Origin of the sequence: Micromonospora sp. NPDC047557, assembly GCF_043205095.1 — a bacterium.
In the GTDB taxonomy this organism is placed as follows: Bacteria; Actinomycetota; Actinomycetes; order Mycobacteriales; family Micromonosporaceae; genus Micromonospora.
The window spans coordinates 25,320-47,691 of the sequence record NZ_JBIDDK010000013.1 but is presented as its reverse complement, the minus strand read 5'-3'; the positions used below and the strand labels follow the sequence as shown (position 1 = coordinate 47,691).

The 22,372-nt window shown below is 70.9% G+C and carries 15 protein-coding genes; 8 read left to right on the top strand and 7 right to left on the bottom strand.

All coding sequences use genetic code 11. From position 1 onward, the window contains the following. Positions 1–86: 86 nt before the first annotated feature. The 5 genes from ACGGAQ_RS25395 to ACGGAQ_RS25375 form a co-directional block, all read right to left on the bottom strand. Positions 87–689 (bottom strand): ATP/GTP-binding protein, encoded by a 603-nt coding sequence (locus tag ACGGAQ_RS25395; RefSeq protein WP_355066070.1) that lies wholly within the window; start codon positions 687–689, stop codon positions 87–89. Then, the gene (locus ACGGAQ_RS25390) at positions 670–1,059 is read right to left on the bottom strand and encodes a DUF742 domain-containing protein (RefSeq protein ID WP_354856996.1); all 390 of its coding nucleotides are present in this window, start codon (positions 1,057–1,059) and stop codon (positions 670–672) included. The genes ACGGAQ_RS25395 and ACGGAQ_RS25390 overlap by 20 nt, the downstream gene beginning before the upstream one ends. After that, the gene (locus tag ACGGAQ_RS25385; protein ID WP_393053066.1) at positions 1,049–1,471 is read right to left on the bottom strand and encodes a roadblock/LC7 domain-containing protein; all 423 of its coding nucleotides are present in this window, start codon (positions 1,469–1,471) and stop codon (positions 1,049–1,051) included. Before ACGGAQ_RS25385 ends, ACGGAQ_RS25390 begins: the two co-directional genes overlap by 11 nt. Next, the gene (locus ACGGAQ_RS25380) at positions 1,471–3,939 is read right to left on the bottom strand and encodes a nitrate- and nitrite sensing domain-containing protein (RefSeq protein ID WP_393053063.1); all 2,469 of its coding nucleotides are present in this window, start codon (positions 3,937–3,939) and stop codon (positions 1,471–1,473) included. Before ACGGAQ_RS25380 ends, ACGGAQ_RS25385 begins: the two co-directional genes overlap by 1 nt. 243 nt (positions 3,940–4,182) lie before the next feature. Continuing rightward, positions 4,183–5,673, bottom strand: coding sequence for a catalase (locus ACGGAQ_RS25375; protein WP_393053060.1), 1,491 nt, complete (start codon positions 5,671–5,673; stop codon positions 4,183–4,185). 230 nt (positions 5,674–5,903) lie between these two features. Between ACGGAQ_RS25375 and ACGGAQ_RS25370 the strand changes: the two genes are divergently transcribed. From ACGGAQ_RS25370 to ACGGAQ_RS25350, 5 genes are all read left to right on the top strand, one after another. Continuing rightward, positions 5,904–6,503, top strand: a complete 600-nt coding sequence (locus ACGGAQ_RS25370; RefSeq protein WP_393053058.1) for a hypothetical protein — start codon at positions 5,904–5,906, stop codon at positions 6,501–6,503. Between the two features lie 11 nt (positions 6,504–6,514). Next, entirely contained in the window at positions 6,515–7,525 is a 1,011-nt protein-coding gene (locus ACGGAQ_RS25365; protein WP_393053055.1) for a hypothetical protein, read from the top strand. A gap of 225 nt (positions 7,526–7,750) precedes the next feature. Next, on the top strand, positions 7,751–9,409 hold the full coding sequence (locus ACGGAQ_RS25360) for a sodium:solute symporter family protein (RefSeq protein WP_393053053.1): 1,659 nt from the start codon (positions 7,751–7,753) through the stop codon (positions 9,407–9,409). A 14-nt stretch (positions 9,410–9,423) separates the two neighbouring features. After that, the gene (locus tag ACGGAQ_RS25355; protein WP_357496068.1) at positions 9,424–9,732 is read left to right on the top strand and encodes a hypothetical protein; all 309 of its coding nucleotides are present in this window, start codon (positions 9,424–9,426) and stop codon (positions 9,730–9,732) included. 118 nt (positions 9,733–9,850) lie between these two features. Continuing rightward, on the top strand, positions 9,851–10,234 hold the full coding sequence (locus tag ACGGAQ_RS25350) for a hypothetical protein (RefSeq protein WP_354856981.1): 384 nt from the start codon (positions 9,851–9,853) through the stop codon (positions 10,232–10,234). Positions 10,235–10,357: 123 nt separating this feature from the next. Here ACGGAQ_RS25350 and ACGGAQ_RS25345 read toward each other — a convergent pair whose 3' ends face one another. Further along, complete coding sequence (locus tag ACGGAQ_RS25345) at positions 10,358–12,178, bottom strand: glycoside hydrolase family 6 protein (protein WP_393053050.1); 1,821 nt, start codon at positions 12,176–12,178, stop codon at positions 10,358–10,360. A gap of 586 nt (positions 12,179–12,764) precedes the next feature. On the opposite strand from ACGGAQ_RS25345, the gene ACGGAQ_RS25340 reads away from it, so the two are divergent. Then, positions 12,765–14,129, top strand: coding sequence for a hypothetical protein (locus tag ACGGAQ_RS25340; protein WP_393053048.1), 1,365 nt, complete (start codon positions 12,765–12,767; stop codon positions 14,127–14,129). Position 14,130: 1 nt separating this feature from the next. After that, on the top strand, positions 14,131–14,847 hold the full coding sequence (locus ACGGAQ_RS25335) for a class F sortase (RefSeq protein ID WP_393053046.1): 717 nt from the start codon (positions 14,131–14,133) through the stop codon (positions 14,845–14,847). A gap of 72 nt (positions 14,848–14,919) precedes the next feature. On the opposite strand, the gene ACGGAQ_RS25330 is transcribed toward ACGGAQ_RS25335, so the two are convergent. Continuing rightward, complete coding sequence (locus ACGGAQ_RS25330; RefSeq protein ID WP_393053044.1) at positions 14,920–20,001, bottom strand: NAD-glutamate dehydrogenase; 5,082 nt, start codon at positions 19,999–20,001, stop codon at positions 14,920–14,922. A 286-nt stretch (positions 20,002–20,287) separates the two neighbouring features. On the opposite strand from ACGGAQ_RS25330, the gene ACGGAQ_RS25325 reads away from it, so the two are divergent. Next, positions 20,288–22,252, top strand: a complete 1,965-nt coding sequence (locus ACGGAQ_RS25325) for a penicillin-binding transpeptidase domain-containing protein (RefSeq protein ID WP_393053042.1) — start codon at positions 20,288–20,290, stop codon at positions 22,250–22,252. Positions 22,253–22,372: the final 120 nt, after the last annotated feature.

Sequence of the window (22,372 nt, the reverse complement as noted above, 5' to 3'; positions counted from 1 at the left end):
AACCGGCTTTCCGAGGACCGGATCGGCCCGCCGATTCCGCGTCGGCGGGCCGACGCCAGGCCGCCCGCCCGCGCCGCGGGGCGGGGTCAGGCGGCCGGCACCGGCTCACCGCGCTGCCGGGCCACGTGCTCGACCAGGGAGATCAACACCAGCTTGCCGGACTGCCGGTCCCGGGCGTCGCAGAGCACCATCGGCACGTCCGGATCCAGGTCGAGCGCCCGGCGTACGGTCTCCAGGTCGAACCGACGGGTGTCCTCGAAGCAGTTCACGCCCACCACGAACGGGATGCCACGCTGCTCGAAGTAGTCGATCGAGGGGAAGCAGTCGGCCAGCCGCCGCGTGTCGGCGAGCACCACCGCGCCGAGGGCGCCGAAGGCCAACTCGTCCCAGAGGAACCAGAACCGGTCCTGGCCGGGGGTGCCGAACAGGTACACCTGAAGGTCGTCGTTGATGGTGATCCGGCCGAAGTCCATCGCCACCGTGGTGGTCGACTTGCCCTCCACCCCGGAGATGTCGTCGGTGCCCACGCCGGCATCGGTCAGCACCTCCTCGGTCTGCAACGGTCGAACCTCGCTCAACGCGCTCACCAGCGTTGTCTTGCCGGCACCGAAACCCCCGGCGATGAGGATCTTCAGTGCCAGCGGGACGGTGACCGAGGTGCCCGCCTGGTCATAGCGCACGGAGTCCACTGACCACCGCCTTGAGGATGTCGTCGTCGGGAAGGTCGCTGCCGGCCGGCGGCTCGTGCACCGCGACCAGCCCCTGAGCGAGGAGGTCACCGAGCAGCACCCGGATCACGCCGACCGCGAGGTCCAGCTCGGCCGCCAGCTCGGCCACCGACACCGGGCGACCTGCCAACGTGACCAGCCGCCGATGCTCCGGCGGCAGCTGCGGGTGAGCCGCCAAGTCGAGGTCCGAGCCGGCCAGCACGAACGCGACCAGGTCGAACCCGTCGGCGGCCGAGCGCACCCGGCCGCCGGTCAGCGTGTACGGGCGGACCACCGGGCCCGCGTCGCCGTCCAGCCACTCGTGCTGGGGGCCGGGCGGCTCAGCCCGCATCACCGGCATCCGTCAACGGTCGGGCGGCGGCCGTGAGGTTCTCCCCCACGCGAATGACCAGCATCGCCATCTCGTACGCGACCAGGCCGATGTCCGCGTCGGCGTCGCTCACCACGGCCAGGCAGGCACCCTGCCCGGCGGCGGTGACGAAGAGGTACGCCGACTCCATCTCCACCACCGTCTGCCGGACCGGACCGCCGTCCACGTGCCGGCTCGCGCCCCGGGCCAGGCTGGAGAAGCCGGCGGCGAGCGCGCAGAGGTGCTCGGCGTCGGAGCGCTCCAGCTCGGCCGAGGCGCCGAGCAGCAGCCCGTCGGCGGAGAGCACCACCGCCTCCCGGGCGGCCGGTACCCGTTGCACCAACTCGTCGAGCAACCAGTCGAGGCTGGCGCTCTGCTTCGTCGTTTGCCGCACTAGGCGTCCCTCTCAGTCGCGGTCGGAGGTTCGGAGGCCGTCGGAGGCGCCACAGCCGGGCCTGCCGCAGCCGGGCCTGCCACAGCCGGGGTCGCGCCCGCGCGGTTCGCCGGAGCGGTCGTGCCGGGCGCACCGCCCCGAGCAGCCGAGCCCGGGGCGACGACGGTGGCCCGGCCGCGTGCGGTGCCGGCCTGGAGAGCCGCCATGACCCGCCGTACCTCCTCCGGCGAACGTGGCGTCGGCGCGTCGGCGACGGTGGACCGGGGCAGGGCGGTGGGGGTACGCCGTCGCACCCGGCGGGGCAGCCCCTCCAGGTCGTCCGTCGTCCCGTCGGAGGACGACTCGCCGTTGGCGCCCGGCGCGTCTGCGCCCGCCCCACCGGCGCCCGGTCCGTCGGTGGACGGGCGGTCGGGCGTCGGGCCCGCGGGTAGGGCGAGAGTGGGCAGGTCATCGGTGGCGGTCGCGGCCACGGCTGTGCTGGTACGGCCGGCGCGGGGCCGGGGCACCGCGCCGCGGCGCACCGGTCGGGCCAAGCGCCGGTCGCCCGCGGTGGCGGCCAGCGTGGCGGGGTCAGGGCCGGCCGGCGGCTCGGTGGTGACCAGGTCGGTGGGGACCAGCACCACGGCGGTGACGCCGCCCGCCTCCGAGGGCCGCAGCCGTACGCGGACGGCATGCCGGGCCGCCAGCCGGGCCACCACGAACAGGCCGAGTCGGGCACTCTGCGCCGGGTCGAACTCGGGCGAGCTGGCCAGCCGGGTGTTGGCGCTCTCCAGCGCGGCGGCGGACATTCCCAGCCCCTGGTCGGTGACCTCCAGGACGTACCCGTTGGCGACCTGCTCCCCGCTGATGGTCACCCGGGTGTCCGGCGGGGAGAAGGCGGTGGCGTTCTCGACCAGCTCGGCGAGCAGGTGGATGATGTCGCCGACCGCTCGACCCAGCACGCCGACCGGCTGCACGGTGGTGATGTCCACCCGGTCGTACGCCTCGACCTCGCTGATCGCCCCGCGCACCAGGTCGACCATCGCGACCGGGTTGCGCCACCCTCGGCCCGGCGCGGAACCGGCGAGAATGACCAGGTCCTCGGCGTGCCGGCGGAGCCGGGTGGCAAGGTGGTCCACCTGGAACAGTTGGGCCAGCTCGTCCGGGTCCTCGGCGCGACGCTCCATCCGGTCCAGCAGGTGCAGCTGCCGGTGCACCAGGCCCTGGCTGCGCCGGGCGATGTTGAGGAACACCTCGTTGAGCCCGCGGCGCAGGGTGACCTCGTCCACGGCGGCCTGGACGGCGGTGCGCTGCACCTCGGTGAAGGCCCGCCCGACCTCGCCGATCTCGTCGTTGCCGTACTCCAGGGGTGGCGCCTCCCGGGCGACGTCGACCTGCTCGCCGCGGCGCAGTCGGGTCACCACGTCCGGCAGCCGGTGCTCGGCCAGCTCCAGGGCGGCGGTACGGACCCCGCTGAGTCGCCGGACCAACGTGCGGCCGACCCGCAGCGCCACCAGCACCGAGACCACCACGGCGGCGAGCCCGAGCACACCGGCGGCGGCCAGCCGGACCAGGATCCCGACGGCCATCGGCACCGAACGGTCGGTGAGCCCGTCGGCCTCGGCCAGCTCGAAGTCGCGCAACTGCTGCTGCACCTCGTCGTGGCTGGTCTGCCACGACGCCGCGTCCACCGGTGGCCGACCGGACCCGTTGGCCCCGATCAACGCGTCCTGCATCGCGCGCAGGCTGGTGAACGCCGGGCTCTCGGTCAGTCGCTGGTACGCGGTGCGCCCGGCCTCAGGCAGGTCGGCCACCGCGCTCTCGGTGAGCCACCGCTGGTTGCCGATGGCCTGCACGAGCAGGGCGTGCTCGCCGTCGGCAAACTTCCCGGCGGTCAGCACACCGGCCAGCATGGCGTCGGTCTGGCCGAGCAGCTCCCGGGAACGGCCCAGCGTGGTGAGGGCCAGCGCCTGTCGGTTGATGGCCGGATCGTTCAGATTCGCCATCGCGGAGAACGCCTGGAAGGCTGCCGAGACCATGCCGCTGTAGAGGCCGAGGGCCCCGGCGCGGTCCATCAGGCCGTCGTCGATGAAGTCCCGGCCGGTCGGCAACGCCGCCAGGGCGGTGACCAGCCGGTCGACCCGGTCCTCCAACAGCTCGTCGGCGGCGTCGCGCAACTCCTCCCCGTCGACCCGGCGACGCAGCTCGGCGACCGCCCGATCCGTACGCTGGCGCTGCTCGACCAGGGCGGGCAGCTCGGTGGTGCCGGCGAGCTGCACCACCGACAGTCGACGCTCCCGTTGCAGCTCGGTGACGACCACCTCGCCGGGGCGGCCCAGGTCGTACAGGAGGGTGCGCGCGGAGAGCAGGTTCAGGGCGGGGCCGAACGTCAACGTCGTCGCGAAGATCCACAGCGCGAGGAGCGCGGTCACCGGGGCGACGACCAACGCGGTCAGCTTCGAGCGGATCGGCCAGTCGCGGGTTCTCATCAGACCTCGCCCGTGAAGGGGTGGCAGGAGGGGCGCCGGCACCGCCGGGCAACGCGCTCGCCGGTCGCGCACCCGGCCGTCAGGCCGGGCACCGGCGCGGGCGCCTTGGGCAGGATACGTAATCGCGCCCGGTTGCACTACCGCCTGTCGCGCCGACATCGACGCTGCGGAATGCGCCTGCGCCCCGCCACGACGAGCGCCCCACCGGTGACCAGTGGGGCGCTCGTGCCGGCGCGGTACGGATCAGACGTCGTCGGCGATGCCGAGCCCTTCGGCGACGCGGCGGCCGTAGCTCGCGTCGCACTGGCTGAAGTGCCAGACCATCTTCTCCTGGATGTGCTTGTCACACTGGGCCAGCAGCGTGGTCAGGTTGTGCACCAGGTCGTCGCGCTCGGCGTCCGTCATCTCGCGGAAGCGCCGGCCGGCCTGCGCGTAGTTGTCCTGCCGCTCGATCGGGGCCTTCATGACGTGCCCGGAGACGAAGGGCCGGTACTCCCGGTAGGACTCGTCGGCCTCCTGGAGCCCGGCCACGGAGGACGGCTCGAAGTTGATGTGCGGGTTGGCACCGCGGTTGTCCACCCCGTACGACATCTGCCCGCCGCCCTGGTTGGTGCTGACCTGGACGTCCTCGCGCGGCCGGTTCACCGGGAGTTGGAGGTAGTTCGGGCCGACCCGGTAGCGCTGGGTGTCCGAGTAGGAGAAGGTCCGCCCGACGAGCATCTTGTCGTCGGAGAAGTCGATCCCGTCGACAAGCACGCCGGTGCCGAAGGCGATCTGCTCGTTCTCGTTGTGGTGGTCGGTGATGTTGCGGTTGAGCGTCATCATGCCGACCGGCAGGTAGGGGAACTGCTCCTCCGGCCAGATCTTGGTGTCGTCGAGCGGGTCGAAGTCCAGCTCGGGATGCTCGTCGTCGCTCATGATCTGCACGTTGAGCTCCCACTGCGGGTAGTCACCGCGCTCGATCGCCTCGTACAGGTCCTTCGAGGCGTGGCCCAGCTCGGTGGCCTGAATCGCATCCGCCTCGGCCTGGGTCAGGTTGTGCTCGCCCTGCTGGGTCAGCCAGTGGAACTTGACCAGCACGCCCTCGCCCTGGGCGTTCACGAAACGGTAGGTGTTCACGCCGGACCCGCGCATGGTGCGGTAGTTCCGCGGGATGCCGTACGGGGAGAAGAGCCAGGTCAGCATGTGCATCGACTCGGGCGTGTTGGACATGAAGTCGAAGATCCGGTTCGGCTCCTGGCGGAAGGTCACCGGGTCGGGCTTCAGCGAGTGGATCACGTCGGGGAACTTGATCGCGTCGCGGATGAAGAAGACCTGGAGGTTGTTGCCGACCAGGTCCCAGTTGCCGTCCTGGGTGCGGAACTTGACCGCGAAGCCGCGCGGGTCGCGGGCGGCCTCGGAGGAGTCCCGGCCGCCGATGACGGTGGAGAAGCGGATGGTGACCGGGGTCTTCGCGCCCCTGGTCTGGAACAGCTTGGCCCGGGTGTACGTGGCCGCCGGCACGTCGCCGATCGTCCCGTACGCCTCGAACTCACCGTGCGCGACGAAGCCGCGCGCGTGCACCACCCGCTCCGGGATGCGCTCCCGGTCGAAGTGGCTGATCTTCTCCAGGAAGTGGTAGTTCTCCAGCGTGGCTGGCCCGCGTGAGCCGACCGTCCGTTGCTGCTGGTTGTTGTGCACGGGGTGACCCTGGCGGGTGGTGAGGGTCGGCCTGTCGGCCTGCGGGTCGCTCATCGGTCTCCTCCGGATGCGTGGTGCGGCGGGCCTGACCGGTCCCGGGGTGGCCGGGCCGGGTCACTCGCGAGGCGTACGGCGGACACCACCCACCCAAGCGCGCTATCTGGAATGAGTCAAGTTTCGCCCCGAATAGTGGCGACACCTCGCCAGGCCGGTGAGGAAAGTGCCTCGGATCGGGATTGGCGATCAGTACGCCGAGGGAATACCAGGTGACGAAGGAGGAGCCCATGTCGCCCACGCAGATAATCGTCATCGTGCTCGTCGTGCTGGTGATCGTCGCGGCGCTCGCCGTGGCCGTCCGGACGCTAGGCCGTCGCCGCGCGCTGCGCAGCCGGTTCGGGCCGGAGTACGACCGGGTGGTGCAGGAGCAGGACAGCCGGTCCGCCGCGGAGCGCGAGCTGCGCGACCGGGAACGCCGGCACGCCGAGCTCACGCTCACCCCGCTCAGCCCGGAGTCGCGGGCCCGTTACGCCGCCGCCTGGGAAGAGCTCCAGATCCGCTTCATCGACTCGCCGGGCGAGACCGTGGGCGACGCTGACGAACTGGTCACCCGGCTCATTGAGGAGCAGGGCTATCCGACCGGGGACTTCTCCGACCAGATCGCCCACCTCTCCGTCGAGCACGCCCGCACGCTGACCAACTACCGGGACGCGCACGAGATCCACCTCCGCAACTCCCGGGGCGAGGCGAGCACCGAGGAGCTGCGCCAGGCGGTCGTGCACTATCGGGCCCTCTTCGCCGACCTGCTCGGCGAGGAGCCGGTCGGTCAGCGCACGCCCGAACAGAGTTCGCACCCGGACACTCCGCACGACGCCACGAGCCGCTGAGGAGGCCACCGATGCGCCACGAAGAGCAGCAGGTGAGCAACGACCATCCGGAGGCCGTCCGGTCCGCACCGGTGCCGGTGCCGCCGACCGGCGACCGGGCCGCCCGCTCGGACGTACCCGAGGACGCCCTGGACGACCGGGGCACCTTCGACGATCCGACCACCGACGACCGGACCTACGACGACCGGACCGAGGACACCGAGCGCCGGAACCGGACCGACGACGAGGGTGGCTTCCACGAGCCGGGGCCGCTCCCGACCGCCTTCGGCGCCACCACGGTGGCCGACGCGGTGGCGGCGTCCGCACTGGCTAGCCCGAACCCGCAGGACCAGCCGGATCCGCGGGCCGAGCGGACCGCCCAACCGGGCGACGGCGCTGAGGACGGCGAGCGGGAGGGTCTGCGCGCGGACCCCACCGCCGAACTGCACCGCCGCGACGGCGTTCCGGAGACCGACCGGGACGCCGCGCCGGCGACCGACGAGGACGCCGACGGCCGGCGCGCGGACACCGAGACCTCCGCGCGCACCGTCGTGGTCGCGGACAGCACGGACGGTGCGGCCGAGCGGCGCGGCGACCTGACCGACTGGGCCGGCGATCCCGACGCGGCGACCGCGGGCGCGGCCGGCTACGGCAGCGCGTCTCCGGAGATGGTCGACCCGGACGCCGACGCCGAACCGGTCACCACCGAGGCGGCCGGCGCCTCCCTGGAATCCGCCGGGACGTCCCGGCCCGCCGGTTCGACAGTCGCCGCCGAACCGGCCACGCTCCTCGACGGGGACACCGCACAGGGATTCCGGGACCGCTGGCGGGACGTGCAGCTGCGTTTCGTCGACGATCCGCACGCCGCGGCCGGCGAGGCGCAGGCCCTCGTGGAGGAGGCCATCCAGGCTCTCGCCTCGGCACTGGCCGCGCAGAAGAACACCCTGGGCGGGTGGCAGGACGCGGGCTCGGCGGACACCGAGCAGCTCCGGATGGCCGTCCGCAACTACCGGGACTTCCTGGACCGCGTACTGGGTCGCTGAGGCGACTCGATCGACGGGGCGCTCCGGCCTGCCGGCCGGGCGCCCCTCGGCGTCCTGGCCGGTGGCGGCGCAGCGCCCGAGACCGGCCAGTCGTACGCCGAAGGCCAAGCCGCCCGAGCGGGCGCGAACGCAGCGGAGCGGACGTGCAGGCGTGAAACCTCGCGTAGCGGGTAATAGGGCGCGCGCATCGAATCCGGTGTCAACGTCGGGACGAGGGGTGACGGAATGGACGGCGGCGGTCTGCGGCTCAATATGAACGGGCTGGACTACCTGATCCTTGCGCTGTATTTCGTCACCGTTCTCGGGGTGGGCTTCGCCGCCCGGCGGGCGATCCGGACCAGCGTCGACTTCTTCCTCTCCGGCCGCTCCCTGCCAGCCTGGGTGACCGGCCTCGCGTTCGTCTCCGCGAACCTGGGTGCGCTGGAGATCATCGGCATGGCGGCGAACGGCGCCCAGTACGGCGTCATGACGGTCCACTACTACTGGATCGGCGCGGTGCCGGCGATGGTGTTCCTGGGCATCGTGATGATGCCCTTCTACTACGGGTCCAAGGTCCGCAGCGTGCCCGAGTACCTGCGGCTGCGCTTCAACCGACCGACCCACCTGCTGAACGCGCTCAGCTTCGCCGTCGCCCAGGTGCTGATCGCCGGTGTGAACCTTTACGCGCTGGCCCTGGTCATGCAGGCGCTGCTCGGCTGGCCGCTCTGGACCGCGATCGTGGTGGGCGCGGCGATCGTGCTGGCGTACATCACCATCGGTGGCCTGTCCGGGGCGATCTACAACGAGGTGCTCCAGTTCTTCGTCATCCTGGCGGGCCTCATCCCGGTCACCGTGATCGGGCTGGTCAAGGTCGGCGGCGTGAGCGGGCTGATGGACGCGGTCCGCGACTCGAAGCTCGGCGAGGCGGGTCTGCACGCCTGGCGGGACACCGCCAGCACCGACAACCCGCTCGGCGCGCAGTGGATCGGCATCGTGTTCGGCCTCGGCTTCGTACTCTCGTTCGGCTACTGGACGACGAACTTCGCCGAGGTGCAGCGCGCGCTGTCGGCGAAGAACATGAGCGCCGCCCGGCGTACGCCGATCATCGCCGCGTACCCGAAGCTGTTCATCCCCCTGGTCACGATCATCCCCGGCCTCGTCGCCCTCGTGACGGTGAAGGGGCTCGGCGCGGACAAGGGCGACCTGCAGTACAACAACGCCATTCCGCTGCTCATGCGGGACCTGCTGCCCAACGGCGTGCTCGGGGTGGCGGTCACCGGCCTGCTCGCGTCGTTCATGGCCGGCATGGCCGCCAACGTGAGCGGCTTCAACACCGTCTTCACCTACGACATCTGGCAGGCGTACGTCCGCCGCGGCCGGTCCGACGAGTACTACCTACGCATCGGTCGGTGGGCGACGGTCGCCGCCGTGGTGATCGGCATCGGGACGGCGTTCATCGCTTCCGGGTTCAGCAACATCATGAACTACATCCAGGCGCTCTTCTCGCTGTTCAACGCGCCGCTGTTCGCCACGTTCATCATCGGCATGTTCTGGAAGCGGATGAGCGCGCTGGCCGGTTTCTGGTCGCTGCTGCTCGGCACGCTGGCGTCGCTGGCGACCTACCTGCTCTACAAGGGCGGCGTGATCGACTTCAACTCCGACCTGGAGGAGAGCTTCTGGGGCGCCGGCATCGCGTTCGTCACCGTGGCGGTGGTCGCCGCGATCCTCACCCCGCTCACCGCGCCCAAGCGCGATGAGGAGCTGCGCGGGCTGGTCTACGGCATGGGCGGCGTCGACCTGAAGGGCGACGTGCTCGCCGGGGACGCCGTCTGGTACCGCTCCCCCGTGCTGCTGGGCGTGATCGCGGTCGCGCTCGCCGCCCTCTTCTACATCCCGGTCTTCTAGAAAGGAGTCGGCAGATGAGCAACGACGGCCAGCCGGCGCAGGACCCGTTGATCGACGAGACGCAGGCCGAGGAGCGCCGCTCCGCCGCCGCCCGACTGTTCGACATCCGTCGGGTGATCGGTGGCCTCTTCGTGGCGTACGGGATCATCGTGACGCTGATCGGCGTCTTCGACAGCCGGGCCGAGATCGACAAGGCCGAGGGTGTCCGCATCAACCTGTGGGCCGGGCTCGTGATGCTCGCCTTCGGCCTGCTCATGCTGCTCTGGCAGTGGCTGCGCCCGGCCGAGGCGCCGTCTCCGAACGAGCAGCAGCCCGACAGCTGACCTCATGCCCGCCGCGCCGGCGCCGTCCCCACGGACGGCGCCGGCGTCGCGCATGGGCTCTCGCGCACGGGGTACGCGAGGGGGATCAGGCAACGTGTCGGACACAGGAGGCAGCACCATGACCGATCGCGACCGCCGACCGCTGGAGGAGAGCCCGCAAACGGCCGCTGCGGTGGACGACGACAGCACCGTCCCGCAGCTGCGGACCGGAGGCGGGCCCGACCGTGACACGCCGACCTTCACCGAGCCCCGCGACCGGCCGGCGGACCTCGCTCCGGACACCGACGACCTGATCGGCGACCCGTACGCCGCCGGCACCGGCGCTACCGGAACGGGCACCGGCGCGGGCGGCGACAACATCCGTACCGGGGCTGAGCAGCCCTGGGAGCCGGAGGACCTGGTGATGGCCCGGGGGCAGGACCTCACCCCGGAGAACCTGGACAAGGCCCGTCGCGACCTGGCCGAGCAGGGTCGCGCGGCGATCGAGCGCATCGTGCCCTGACCGGGGCGAACAAAGGGGGGTCCCCGGCCCGACCGTACTGGTCGGACCGGGGACCCCGGGGAAACCTGCCGCCGGCAGTGCCTCACCTACTGCCGGCGGCGGGTTGGCGCGTGAGCTACCCGATCAGAGAGCCGGGTACGCGTTGCGCATCAGCTCCTGGAACTGAGCCGAGAACCACGCACCGGAGATCGGCGCGTTCGGCAGGGCACCGGTCGGGTTGTTGCCGTTGCGGGCGTTGCCGCCGTACGTCGGGTCGCACATCCGGTCGAAGCCCTTGCCCTCGTTGTTCGGGATCTCCGAGCTGGAACCGTCCGACTCGCCCGGGGGCTTCACCCAGACGTAGGCGTCGATACCCGTGGCCGGGTTCGCCCGGGGCCGCTCGCCGAGACCGGCACCGGCCTGGTTGCACCAGTTGCCGGCGTGGGCCCGGCGGTCGATCCGACCACCGTTGACGTAGGTGTCGACGCTTGTCGTCGCGCCCGGGCCGGTGGGCCGGTTGGCGCCGCCCCAGCCGTTGCGGGAGGTGTCGATCAGCATGCCGATGTTGGAGTTGAAGCCGACCGAGATCAGCTTGGTACGGAACGCCTGGGCGAAGGACAGCTCGTCGACGTAGAAGTTCCAGTCGACCCACTTGGACTGCCGCACCGTCTGGCCGTTCACGGTGTCGGTGACCTTGAAGTACGGCTCCACGAGCGCCGAGTAGTTCGCGGTGTTGGTGATGAAGCCGTGCACGTTGTTGACCGTGCTGCCGGAGGCGACCGCGGCGGTCTTCAGGATGTCGGCGGTCGGGCCGAAGTTGCTGTCCCAACCGAGCCAGCCGTGGTGCCCGGCGTCGATGTAGTTGTAGACGTTGCCGATCGCGCCCAGCTTGGCGAGGGCGTAGCCGACGCCGTTCACGTACGCGCCGTTGGCCTTGACCGTGTCACACATGACCGTGCCGCCGGCCTGACCGGACGTGTTGGTCACGAGGTTCGGCAGCGAGTCGATCTCGATGACGTTGATGATCCGGATGTTCCGGTACTTCGCGTCGCTCTGGATCGCGGCGATCGGGTCGATGTACTCGGCCTTGTACCGGGGCAGTTCGTTCGGGCCCAGCTCACCGTTGGAGGCGAGCGCCGAGCAGTCGCGGCCGGGCAGGTTGTAGATCACGAACTGGATGTAGCCGGCGCCCTGGCGCAGCGCCTCTTCCAGGTGGTCGCGCACCCCGAAAGCGCCGTTGGAGCTGCTGTTCGGCGTGCCGTTGATGGCGGCGATCCGGTCCAGCCAGACGGCGGTGGGGTTGTTGGAGACCCGGCTTCCACCCGGCTCGGCGTCCGCCTTGGCCTTCCACTCCGGGTTCACGTATCCGCGCACACCGGCGTACGGGTTGTCGACCTTGGTGCCCGGCGGGGTCGTGGTCGGCGGGGCCGTGGTGGGCGGGGCCGTGGTCGGCGGAGCCGTGGTCGGCGGAGCCGTGGTGGGCGGGGCCGTGGTGGGCGGGGCCGTGGTGGGCGGCGGGGTGGTCGGGTTACCGGTGCCACCGTTGCAGACCACACCGTTCAGGGTGAACGAGGTCGGCTTCGGGTTGCTGCCGCTCCACGCGCCGTTGAACCCGATGCTGGTCGACGCGCCGGTGGCGAGGCTGCCGTTGTAGGACAGGCTGCGGGCGGTGACCTGGCTGCCGGACTGGGTGAACGTGGCCGACCAGCCCTGCTGCACCCGCTGGCTGGAGTTGGGGAAGGTCCAGCCGAGCGTCCAACCGTTGACCGGGTCGCCGAGGTTCTTGATGGTGATGTTGGCGGTGAAGCCGCCCTGCCAGTCATTGGTCGTGTACGCGATGTCGCACTGCGTCGCGGCCTGCGCCGCGGTGACCGGGATCGTCACCAGCCCGCCGGCGACCAGAACGCCCGCGCCGGCGAGCGCGAGGGTCCGGCGTGGGCCGGACAGCCTTCTCCACACATTCATGCCACTGATCTCCTTGGGCGAGACCGGGCCCGCGTTCGGCCCGGCGAGACGGCCCGGTGAACGTCCTGCACGGACGGCCTCCGGCGCCACGGGATTCATTGGGGGGTGCCCGACCCGGACGGGCGGTGGTGGTGGTGATTGGCCGGCGCGACACCGACCGCTCGGCGGCCGGTTGTCGTCCGGCGAACCGGATGCCCTCGACGACCTGCCTGCGCGGTGTGGCTCCCCGAACCGCGTGCGCCGATTCTTGCATGGGAGCGCTTCCATGGCAATGGCTCGATGCGCGGCCCGCCCTCGACTCGGACGATACCCCCGAGCAGCGCGAGCGGCACCTGCCGTGCGTTACCGGGACGACCACCGCAGGTCGAGCACTGCGGGTCGGCAACAGCGCGGGGCGCACGCAAGGTCCTGTGGGACCCGAGACGGCGCTGCGGGCCGTGAAAGCCACGTAGCACTCCTTTACCGCTTACCGTCAGTAAAGGTGAGAACACGAATCTTTCACTTCATAAGTCATGAAACGGTCTAACGTCGGTCTTAGCTCGGTTGTCGCCGAGCTCAGGACAACAGGGATGGAGTGACGCAGGTCATGGCTAAGAAGATGCTCGGGAAGGTCGTTGCGGGCGCCGCACTCGGCGGCGCGTCGCTCCTGGTGTTCGCGCCGGGGATCGCGTTCGCTGACGGACACCACGACGACGACGGCAAGGTCTTCGCCAAGCCGCACGTCGTGAGGGCCGGCGACGAGGTCAAGCTCCTCGAGATCTGCCCGGATCGACAGGAGCACGCGTTCGTGTGGTCCAAGGTCACCGGCAAGGTCAAGCTCAAGCCGGTACGGGACGACCGGGGCGAGGACCGCGGCGAGTGGAGCGAGGAGGAGGACTCCTACGGCCACGACGACAAGGGCAAGGACGAGCACGGCAAGGACGAGCACGGCAAGGACGAGCACGGCAAGGACGAGCACGGCAAGGACGAGCACGGCAAGGACGAGCAGGGCAAGGACGAGCACGGCAAGGACGACAAGGGCAAGGACCACGAGGGCAAGGACGAGAACGGCAAGGACGAGCACGGCAAGGACGAGCACGGCAAGGACGAGCACGGCAAGGACGACAAGGGCAAGGACCACGAGGGCAAGGACGAGAACGGCAGGGGCGAGAGCGGCGACGACGAGTCGCAGCCCTCCGCCGATGACGCCCAGCCCGGTGGCCAGGGCGGCGGCGCTGCCGCCGACGCCTCCCGCGACGAGGACAGCAAGGACTGGAAGGGCGAGGAGCACGGCCAGGACGCCGGCGACAGCCGTGACAAGAAGGACTCGAAGTCCAAGGACGAGGACAAGAAGGACTGGGACTCCAAGGACAAGGACAAGAAGGACTGGGAGTCCAAGGACGAAGACAAGAAGGACTGGGACTCCAAGGACAAGGACAAGAAGGACTGGGAGTCCAAGGACGAAGACAAGAAGGACTGGGACTCCAAGGGCCACGAGTACGGCTCGGACGACGAGTACGGCTCCGACGAGGGCCGCGAGTACGGCTCCGACAAGGGCCACGAGTACGGCTCCGACAAGGGCCGCGAGTACGGCTCCGACGAGGAGTACGGCTCGGACAAGGGCTGGGAGTCCAAGGGCCACGAGTACGGCTCGGACGACGAGTACGGCTCCGACGAGGGCCGCGAGTACGGCAAGGGCGAGGACGGCTGGGAGCACGGGCGCGAGTTCGTGTACTACGGCGAGGCCAAGGTCGACAAGGACGCCCGGCCGGGTCGCTACGAGCTCAAGGGCTCGTGCGGCGAGGGCGAACTGGTCGTGCTGCCCCACGGTGGGGTCGACGGCGGTGACGGTGGCGTCAGCACCGGCACCGACCGTGGTCTGGCCACCGGTGGCGCGAGCCTGCTCGGCGCTGCCGCGCTGGGCGGCATCGTTCTGATGCGTCGTCGGCGGACCGATGGTTCCCTCGTCTGACGTGACGGCGACACGGGCCGGCGGCCGTCACGGGAGACCGTGGCGCGCCGCCGGCGCGGCCGTCGTCGTCACCCTGGCCATGATCGGCGCCGGCATGATCGGCGCCTCGTTGCAGACCACGCCCGCTCCCCGCCCTCCGCAGCCGCTGGCCCAGGCCGGCCCCGACATCCCCGACGTCCCCGGGCCGACGATCACCGGAAACGACGCCACGGCGCCGGACGATGGGGAGCACGCCGCGCAGGCCGACGTGCCAGTCGGGCTGGACCGGGCTGCACCGACCACCATCGAGATCCCCCGCATCGGCGTCAACGCGGCGATCATGTCGCTCGGCACCAACCCGGACGGCACGGTGCAGGTCCCCCCGTTGGAGCAGGCCGACCAGGCTGGCTGGTACGAGCCGGGCGCGAGCCCCGGTGAGACCGGCAACGCGGTCATCGTCGGGCACGTGGACTCGGCGAAGCTCGGCCCGGCCGTGTTCTTCAACCTCGGCTCTCTCGTGCCCGGCGACACGATCACGGTGCAGCGGGCGGACGGTCAGCCGGCGACGTTCCGGGTCGACTCGGTGAAGGCGTACCCGAAGACGTCCTTCCCCACCGAGCTGGTGTACGGGCCGAACGACCGGCCCGGCCTGCGGGTGGTCACCTGCGGCGGCCAGTTCGACGAGACGGCCAAGAGCTACCAGGACAACGTGGTCGTCTTCGCCACCCTGGCGGCGTGAGGCGGACGTACACGGACGCGGTCCGGCCGGTCGGGGTTACCCGATCGGCCGGACCGCGTCCGGCGTACCGAATCAGGCCGCGGCGGAGGTCCGCACCAGGGTGCGGATCTGGCGCAGCAGCACGGACAGGGCTGCGAGATCCGCCCGCGACTCGTCGAACTCCCCCATCGCCCGGCGGGCCCGGTGGATCGACGTGGCGTTCGACTGCTCCCACTGCTGCACCCGCTCGTGCGGCGGCTGATCCTCCGGGGTGGAGTCGAGCACCTCCGCCGTGAGCGCGGCCAGCGCGGCGTACAGGTCGTAGCGCAGCGCCATCCGCGCGAGGGTCTGCCAGCGGTCCTCGCGCGGCAGCAGGGAGATCTTCGACAGCAGCGAGTCCACCCGGAACAGGTCGGAGAGCACGAAGTAGACCGAGGCCACCTCGCTGACGTCCCGTCCGCTGCGGGTCGCGGTCTCCACGACGTCCAGCAGGCCGAAGCTGTACATCAGCCGGGTCGCCCGCTCGGCCAGCTCGCGGGGCAGCCCACGCTCGGTCATCGAGTCGATGTGCGCCTCGATGGCCTGCCGCTCGCCGCCGTAGAACAGTTCCTCCAGCCCGGGCAGCAGCCGGGCCACCCCGTCGCGCAGCCGGGCGATCTCGGTCGGCACGTCGATCGGCGAGCGCCGGTTGGTGACCAGCCAGCGCACCGCGCGGTCGAGCAGCCGACGGGTGTCGAGGTAGACGCTCGTCTGCAGCTCCGGGGAGACCTTGTTGTCCAGCGCCTCCACCGCGTCCCACAGCTCACGCAACCCGAACACCTCGCGAACCACCACGTACGCCCGGATCACGTCGGCGGCGCTGGCCGCCGTCTCCTCGACGACCCGGAAGACGAACGAGATGCCGCCCCGGTTGATCGCCTCGTTGACCAGCACGGTGGTGACGATGTCCCGACGCAGCCGGTGCCGGCCCATCCGGTCGGCGAACCGCTCGCGCATCGGCGTCGGGAAGTAGTTGACCAGGACCTCGGTCGTCCACTCCTCGTCGGCCAACCCCTCGGTGAGGATCTCCCGTTCCAGGACGATCTTCACGTACGCGAGCAGCACCGCGAACTCCGGCGCGGTCAGCCCGGACTCGCTGCGCACCGCCAGCTCCTCGTCCGGCGGCAGCGCCTCCAACGAGCGGTCCAACGCGCCGGAGCGCTCCAGCTCGTTGATCATCCGGCGGTGCACCGGCAGCAGCGAGGCGGCCTGGGCCTGGGCGTTGTTGATCGCCCGAGCCTGGTCGTAGTTGTCCCGCAGCACCAGCTCCGCGACCTCGTCGGTCATCCCGGCCAGCAGCTCGTCCCGCTCGGCCGTGGTCAACTCCCCGTCGGCCACCGCCGTGTTCAGCAGGATCTTGATGTTCACCTCGTGGTCGGAGGTGTCCACGCCGGCCGCGTTGTCAATGAAGTCGGTGTAGATGCGGCCACCGGTCAACGCGTACTCGATCCGGCCGAGCTGGGTCCAGCCCAGGTTGCCGCCCTCGCCCGCCACCCGGCAGCGCAGGCTGCGCCCGTCCACCCGGATCGCGTCGTTGGACTTGTCGCCCACCTCCGCGTTGGTCTGGGTGGACGCCTTGACGTACGTGCCGATGCCGCCGTTCCAGAACAGGTCCACCGGAGCGGTGACGATCGCCTTCATCAGCTCCTGCGGCGAGAGCTGGGTGACGTCGTCGTCGAGGCCGATCGCCGCCCGGACCTGCGGCGTGATCGGAATCGACTTCGCGGTACGCGGGAAGATGCCGCCCCCGGCCGAGATCAGCTCGGTGTTGTAGTCCTCCCACGACGAGCGGGGCAGGTCGAACAGTCGACGACGCTCGGCGTACGAGGTGGCCGCGTCCGGATCGGGGTCGAAGAAGATGTGCCGGTGGTCGAACGCGGCAACCAGCCGGATGTGCTCGGAGAGCAGCATCCCGTTGCCGAAGACGTCCCCGGACATGTCGCCGACGCCGACGACGGTGAAGTCCTGGGTCTGGGTGTCCAGGCCCAGCTCGCGGAAGTGCCGCTTGACCGACTCCCACGCCCCCCGGGCGGTGATGCCCATCTTCTTGTGGTCGTAGCCGGCGGAACCGCCGGAGGCGAACGCGTCGCCCAGCCAGAAGTTGTGCGCCAGGGAGATCTCGTTGGCGATGTCGGAGAACGTCGCCGTCCCCTTGTCCGCCGCCACCACGAGGTACGGGTCGTCGCCGTCGTGCCGGACCACGTCCTCGGGCGGCACGATCTGCCCGCTGACGATGTTGTCGGTGACGTCCAGCATCGCGCCGACGAACTCCTGGTAGCAGGCGACCGCCTCGTCCCGGTCCCCCGGCTTCTGCTTCAGCACGAAGCCGCCCTTGGCGCCGACCGGCACGATCACGGTGTTCTTCACCATCTGCGCCTTGACCAGGCCCAGCACCTCGGTGCGGAAGTCCTCGCGACGGTCGGACCAGCGCAACCCGCCCCGGGCCACCGGCCCGAACCGCAGGTGCACGCCCTCGAACCGGGGCGAGTAGACGAAGATCTCGAACTTCGGCCGGGGCGCCGGCAGGTCCGGGATAGCCTGCGGGTCGAGCTTGAACGCCACGTACGCCTTCGGCCGCCCGCCGACCGGCTTCTGGTAGAAGCTGGTCCGCAGCGTCGCCTCGATCAGCGTGAGGTACGAGCGCAGGATCCGGTCCTGGTCGAGGCTCGCCACGTCGTCCAGCGCGCCTCGGATCGTCTCCACCAGCTCGCCGCTGCGCTGCTGCCGCTGCTCGGCGGTCAGCTCGCCCGGCGCGAACCGGGTCTCGAACAGCTCCACCAACAGGGTGGCGAGCTTCGGGTACGCGATGAAGGTCTGCTCCATGTAGTCCTGCGAGAAGACCGTGCCGGCCTGCCGCAGGTACTTCGCGTACGCCCGCAGCACCACCACCTGCCGCCAGGTCAGCCCGGCGCGCAGCACCAGCTCGTTGAACCGGTCCACCTCGGCCTCGCCGCGCCACGCCGCCGCGAACGCGTTCTCCACGTGTGGGCGTACCTCGGACAGCTCGTGGTGCCCCTCGGGCAGCATGAGGCCGAAGTCGTACAGGTAGACCCGACCGTCGATCCGGTCCACCTCGTACGGGTGCTCGTCGACCACGCGGACGCCGAGCGAGTGCAGCACCGGGAGCACGGCGGAGAGCATCATCGGCTCGCCGTACCGGTAGACCTTGAACCGGACGTCCATCGCCTCGGCCAGGTCGGCCCCCGGCATCCGGGTGCCGGGCCGAGGGGCCAACTGCTTGCGGAACAGGTGCATCTCCAGCTGGCCGGGCTCCTCCAGCAGCTCCAGCTTCGCCAGGTCCTTCATCGCCTCGTACGGCGTGTGCCCGTCCTTGTAGCCCTCCGGGAACGCGTCGGCGTACCGGGTGAACAGGTGCTTGGCCTGCTCGTCGCCGAGCTTGCGTTCCAGCACCAGCCGGTAGTCGTCGTCCCAGAGCCGGGTCGCGTCGGCCAACTCCTCGGCCAGCAGGTCGGCGTCGATGTCGCCGGGTGGCCGGGTCGGGTCGGTACGGACGATGAAGTGCACCCGAGCCAGCATCGACTCGGTGACCCGGGTCGTGTAATCCACCCCGACGCCGTTCAGCTCACGCAGCAGGATGTCCTGCATGCGGAGCCGGTTCTGGGTGGTGAACCGGTCCCGGGGCAGGTAGATCAGGCAGGAGATGAACCGCCCGTACGCGTCGCGGCGCAGGAACACCCGCAGCTGCCGGCGGCCCGCCATCCGCAGCACGCCGATCACCGCGTGGTACAGGTCGTCGGTCTTGATCTGGAACAGCTCGTCGCGCGGGTAGGTCTCCAGGATCTGCAGCAGATCCTTGCCGGAGTGGCTGCGCCGGCTCAGGCCGGAGCGGTCGAGCACCTCCGCGACCTTACGACGCACGACCGGCAGCTCCCGGACGCTGGTCCGGTACGCCGCGGTGGAGAACAGGCCCAAGAAGCGCCGCTCCCCGATGACCTCGCCCTCGGAGTTGAAGATCTTGAACCCGATGTAGTCCAGGTACGCCGAGCGGTGCACGGTGGCCCGGGAGTTGGCCTTGGTGATGATAAGAAGGCGCTTCTCCAGCACCTTCTCGTGTGCCTCGTGCGTCATCGACGCCAGCGACCGGGCCTCCGGGGAGTCCGAACGCAGGATGCCCAGGCCGGTGCCGAGCACCGCCTCCAGCGCCTTGCCGTCCACCGGGTCGGCGGAGTTCCCGTCCGGGGCGTCCACCAGGCGATACTCGCGGTAGCCGAGGAACGTGAAGTGGTCGTGCGCCAGCCAGCGCAGCAGCTCCACCGAGTCGGTGATGTCCTTCTCCGGCACCGGCGGACGGTTGTCCGAGGTGCGGGCCGAGGCCAGCTCGTCGGCGAGCGCGAGCGCACGCTGACGCATCTTCGGCCAGTCCTCCACGGCCTCCCGCACGTCGGTGAGCACCCGTTGCAGCTCACGGCGCAGCCGGTCGCGCTCGGCGGCGTCCCGGACCGGGTCGATCTCGATCCGCATCCAGCTCTCGATGATGTCGCCGGCGATCGCGTCGTCCGGCTCCACGTCCGCCGAGACTTCGGTGAGCCGGCCCAGCGGCTCACGCCGGACCACCACCAGCGGGTGCACCAGCAGATGCACATCCAGGTGGTACGAGTTGAGCAGCGCGGTCACCGAGTCGACCAGGAACGGCATGTCGTCGGTGACGATCTCGACCACTGTGTGGTGCTGGTCGGCGTGCGGCTCGTGGATGCGCAGCTTCAACTCGCCGGGCACCCGCTGCTGGGCCAGGTCCCGGTGCGCCCGGGCCGCGTCGAGCATCTCCTCCGCCGTGAAGCCGACCAGCTCCTCGTCCGGGGCGAACCGCCAGAAGCGTCCGACCAGGGTCGCCGCGTCGTGGTCGTCCCCGGCGAGCGCGACGGCCTGGGCCACCAGGCGCTCCGCGTTGGGGACCGGTTCGTCGAGCTCGGCATCCTCCACGTCGTCGGCCAACGCCTCGGTCGGCAGGCCCAGATCGTAGATGGTGTCGATGCTCGACCCGGTCAGCCCCGTGACGCCCGTGTCGAGCCGGCCGTAGCCGTCCCCGTCGGTCGCCGAATCGAAGCTGTCGTCGTCCCGGCCGGAGTCATCCTGCCGGAGGTCGGGTTCCGGTTTGATCGCCGGACGCCGGTCCATCGGTGCCACTCCCCTCGACCCACCGCGTTGTGGGTCACTCTGCCGCCCAGCGTAAGCCTGTCGTTTCCCGCCTTGGTCGGCGGACCACTGGCCGGACGTCCGGATCGGGACTTTGTCCTTTCACCCGTTGCGGGTCCGAGGTTGGCCGGCTTCGGGATACCCCGCCCCGCGATGTTCATCACACCGGCCCGGCCGGTCTTTCCGCACGTCGAGCGCCGCACGGGACGTTGGGGACACCCTTCGCGTACTACCGTGCAGAGCAGCCCGAGACCGGAAGGACCGCTTCATGACCTTGTCCTACCCCCGGCCCCACCGGCCGAACCGCTCCCGGCGGATCGCCGCGCTCACTGCGACCCTGCTCACCGCTGGCGTCCTGGCGGCGTGCTCCGGCGACGACGGGCCGGAGCGCAGCGCCGACGCCTTCCTCGCCGGCTGGCGCAGCGGCGATCTGCAGGCAGTCGCGATGGTCGACACGACCGGCGCCAAGGTGCCGGCGGCCGAGGTGACCAAGGAGATCAAGGAGCTGTCCGGCGAGTTGGCGGCCACCCCGCCCACCCTGACCCGGCAGGGCGAACCGAAGATCACCAAGAACATCGCGACCACGACGATCCGGGTCGACTGGCCCCTGCCGGGCCAGACCCACTGGACGTACGACCGGGAGCTGCGGCTCGTCCAGGGCGACGACGACCAGTGGCAGGTGATGTGGGAGCCGCGGGTGATCCACGAGCAGCTCACCAAGGGCGACCGGCTGGGGCTGCGCCGCGACACCGGCCCCCGGGCGGGCCTGCTGGACGCGGCCGGCAAGCCGATCGTGGCGCCCCGCCCGGTGGTGCGGGTGGGTGTGCAGCCGAACCAGGTCACCGACATCAAGAAGCTGGTCAAGGATCTCGACGCGGCCTTCAAGGCGATCCGTCCGGCCCTGGTGCCCGCCGTCGACCTGGCCGACCTGCCGAAGCGGGTGACCGAGGCCGACCCGGGGGCGCTCGTCGAGGTGGTGACCCTGCGCGAGGACGCGTACCGGCAGATCAAGCCGCGGATCTACGACCTGCCCGGCACCAAGTTCGTCTCCGACAAGCTCGACCTGGCGCCGACCCGGGAGTTCGCCCGCGCGCTGCTCGGCTCGGTCGACCCGGCGCAGGCCGACGACCTCGCCGCCCACCCGGACCGGTACGTCACCGGCGACCTGGTCGGGCACGGCGGGTTGCAGGGTCGCTACGACGAACGGCTGCGCGGCGCCCCCGGTCTGACGGTCGTGGTCGAGCGGCCCGCCGAGGACGGCAAGCTGGCAGCCACCGGCGCCGAGTTGTTCCACCGGGAGCCGCAGCCCGGTCAGGCGCTGAAGACCACCCTGGACGTGGCCACCCAGAACGCGGCCGACGCAGCCCTGCGCGCGGAGCCGCGCCGAGCCGCTCTGGTGGCGGTACGCATCAAGGACGGCGCGGTGCTCGCCGCCGCCAACGGTCCCGGGCCGGCCGGCGAGAACCTGGCCTTCACCGCCCAGGTGCCGCCGGGCTCCACGTTCAAGATGGTCAGCACGCTGGGTCTGCTGGACCGGGGCGCGGTCACCCTGGACGGGCCGGTGGAGTGCAAGAAGACCTTCACCGTCGACGGTCGGTCCTTCAAGAACTCGGACAACTTCGAGTTGGGCTCGGTGCCCTTCCGCACCGACTTCGCCAAGTCCTGCAACACGGCTTTCGCCTCGTTGGCCCCGAAGCTCGGCGGTGACGGGCTGGCCGCCGCCGGCCGCTCGCTGGGCCTGGAGGGGCAGTGGGATCTCGGCACGGACGTCTTCACCGGCAAGGTGTCGACCGGCGGCAGCCTGGCCGAGCAGGCCGCCGCGTCGTTCGGCCAGGGCACCACGCTGGTCAGCCCCCTGGCCATGGCCGGCGCCACCGCGGCCGTCGCCCGTGGCCGCTTCGAGCAGCCCAAGCTGCTGGTCGACCCGGCGCCGGCCAAGCCGGCCCCGCCCGGCGAGCAGCTGAAGCCCGAGTCCGTCGCGGCGCTGCGCACGATGATGCGCGAGGTCGTCACCGCCGGCACCGGCAGCGCGCTCAAGGACGTACCGGGCGGCGAGGTGTACGGCAAGACCGGCACCGCCGAGTACGACGACAACCCGGCGCACACGCACGCCTGGTTCGTCGGCTGGCGGGGTGACGTCGCGTTCGCCGTCTTCGTGGAGAAGGGCGGGGCCAGCACCGCCTCAGCCGTCCCGATCGCCGAGCGCTTCCTCCGGGCCCTGCCCGCCACCTGACCCGCCGCACGCCGCTGGTCGCCACCCGCGCCCAGCGGTGATCCACCCGGTTCCGCGGAAACCGGGGTGTCCACGCCATCCGGACACCCCGGTTTCGCTGATTCCGGGGTGGAGCGCGGC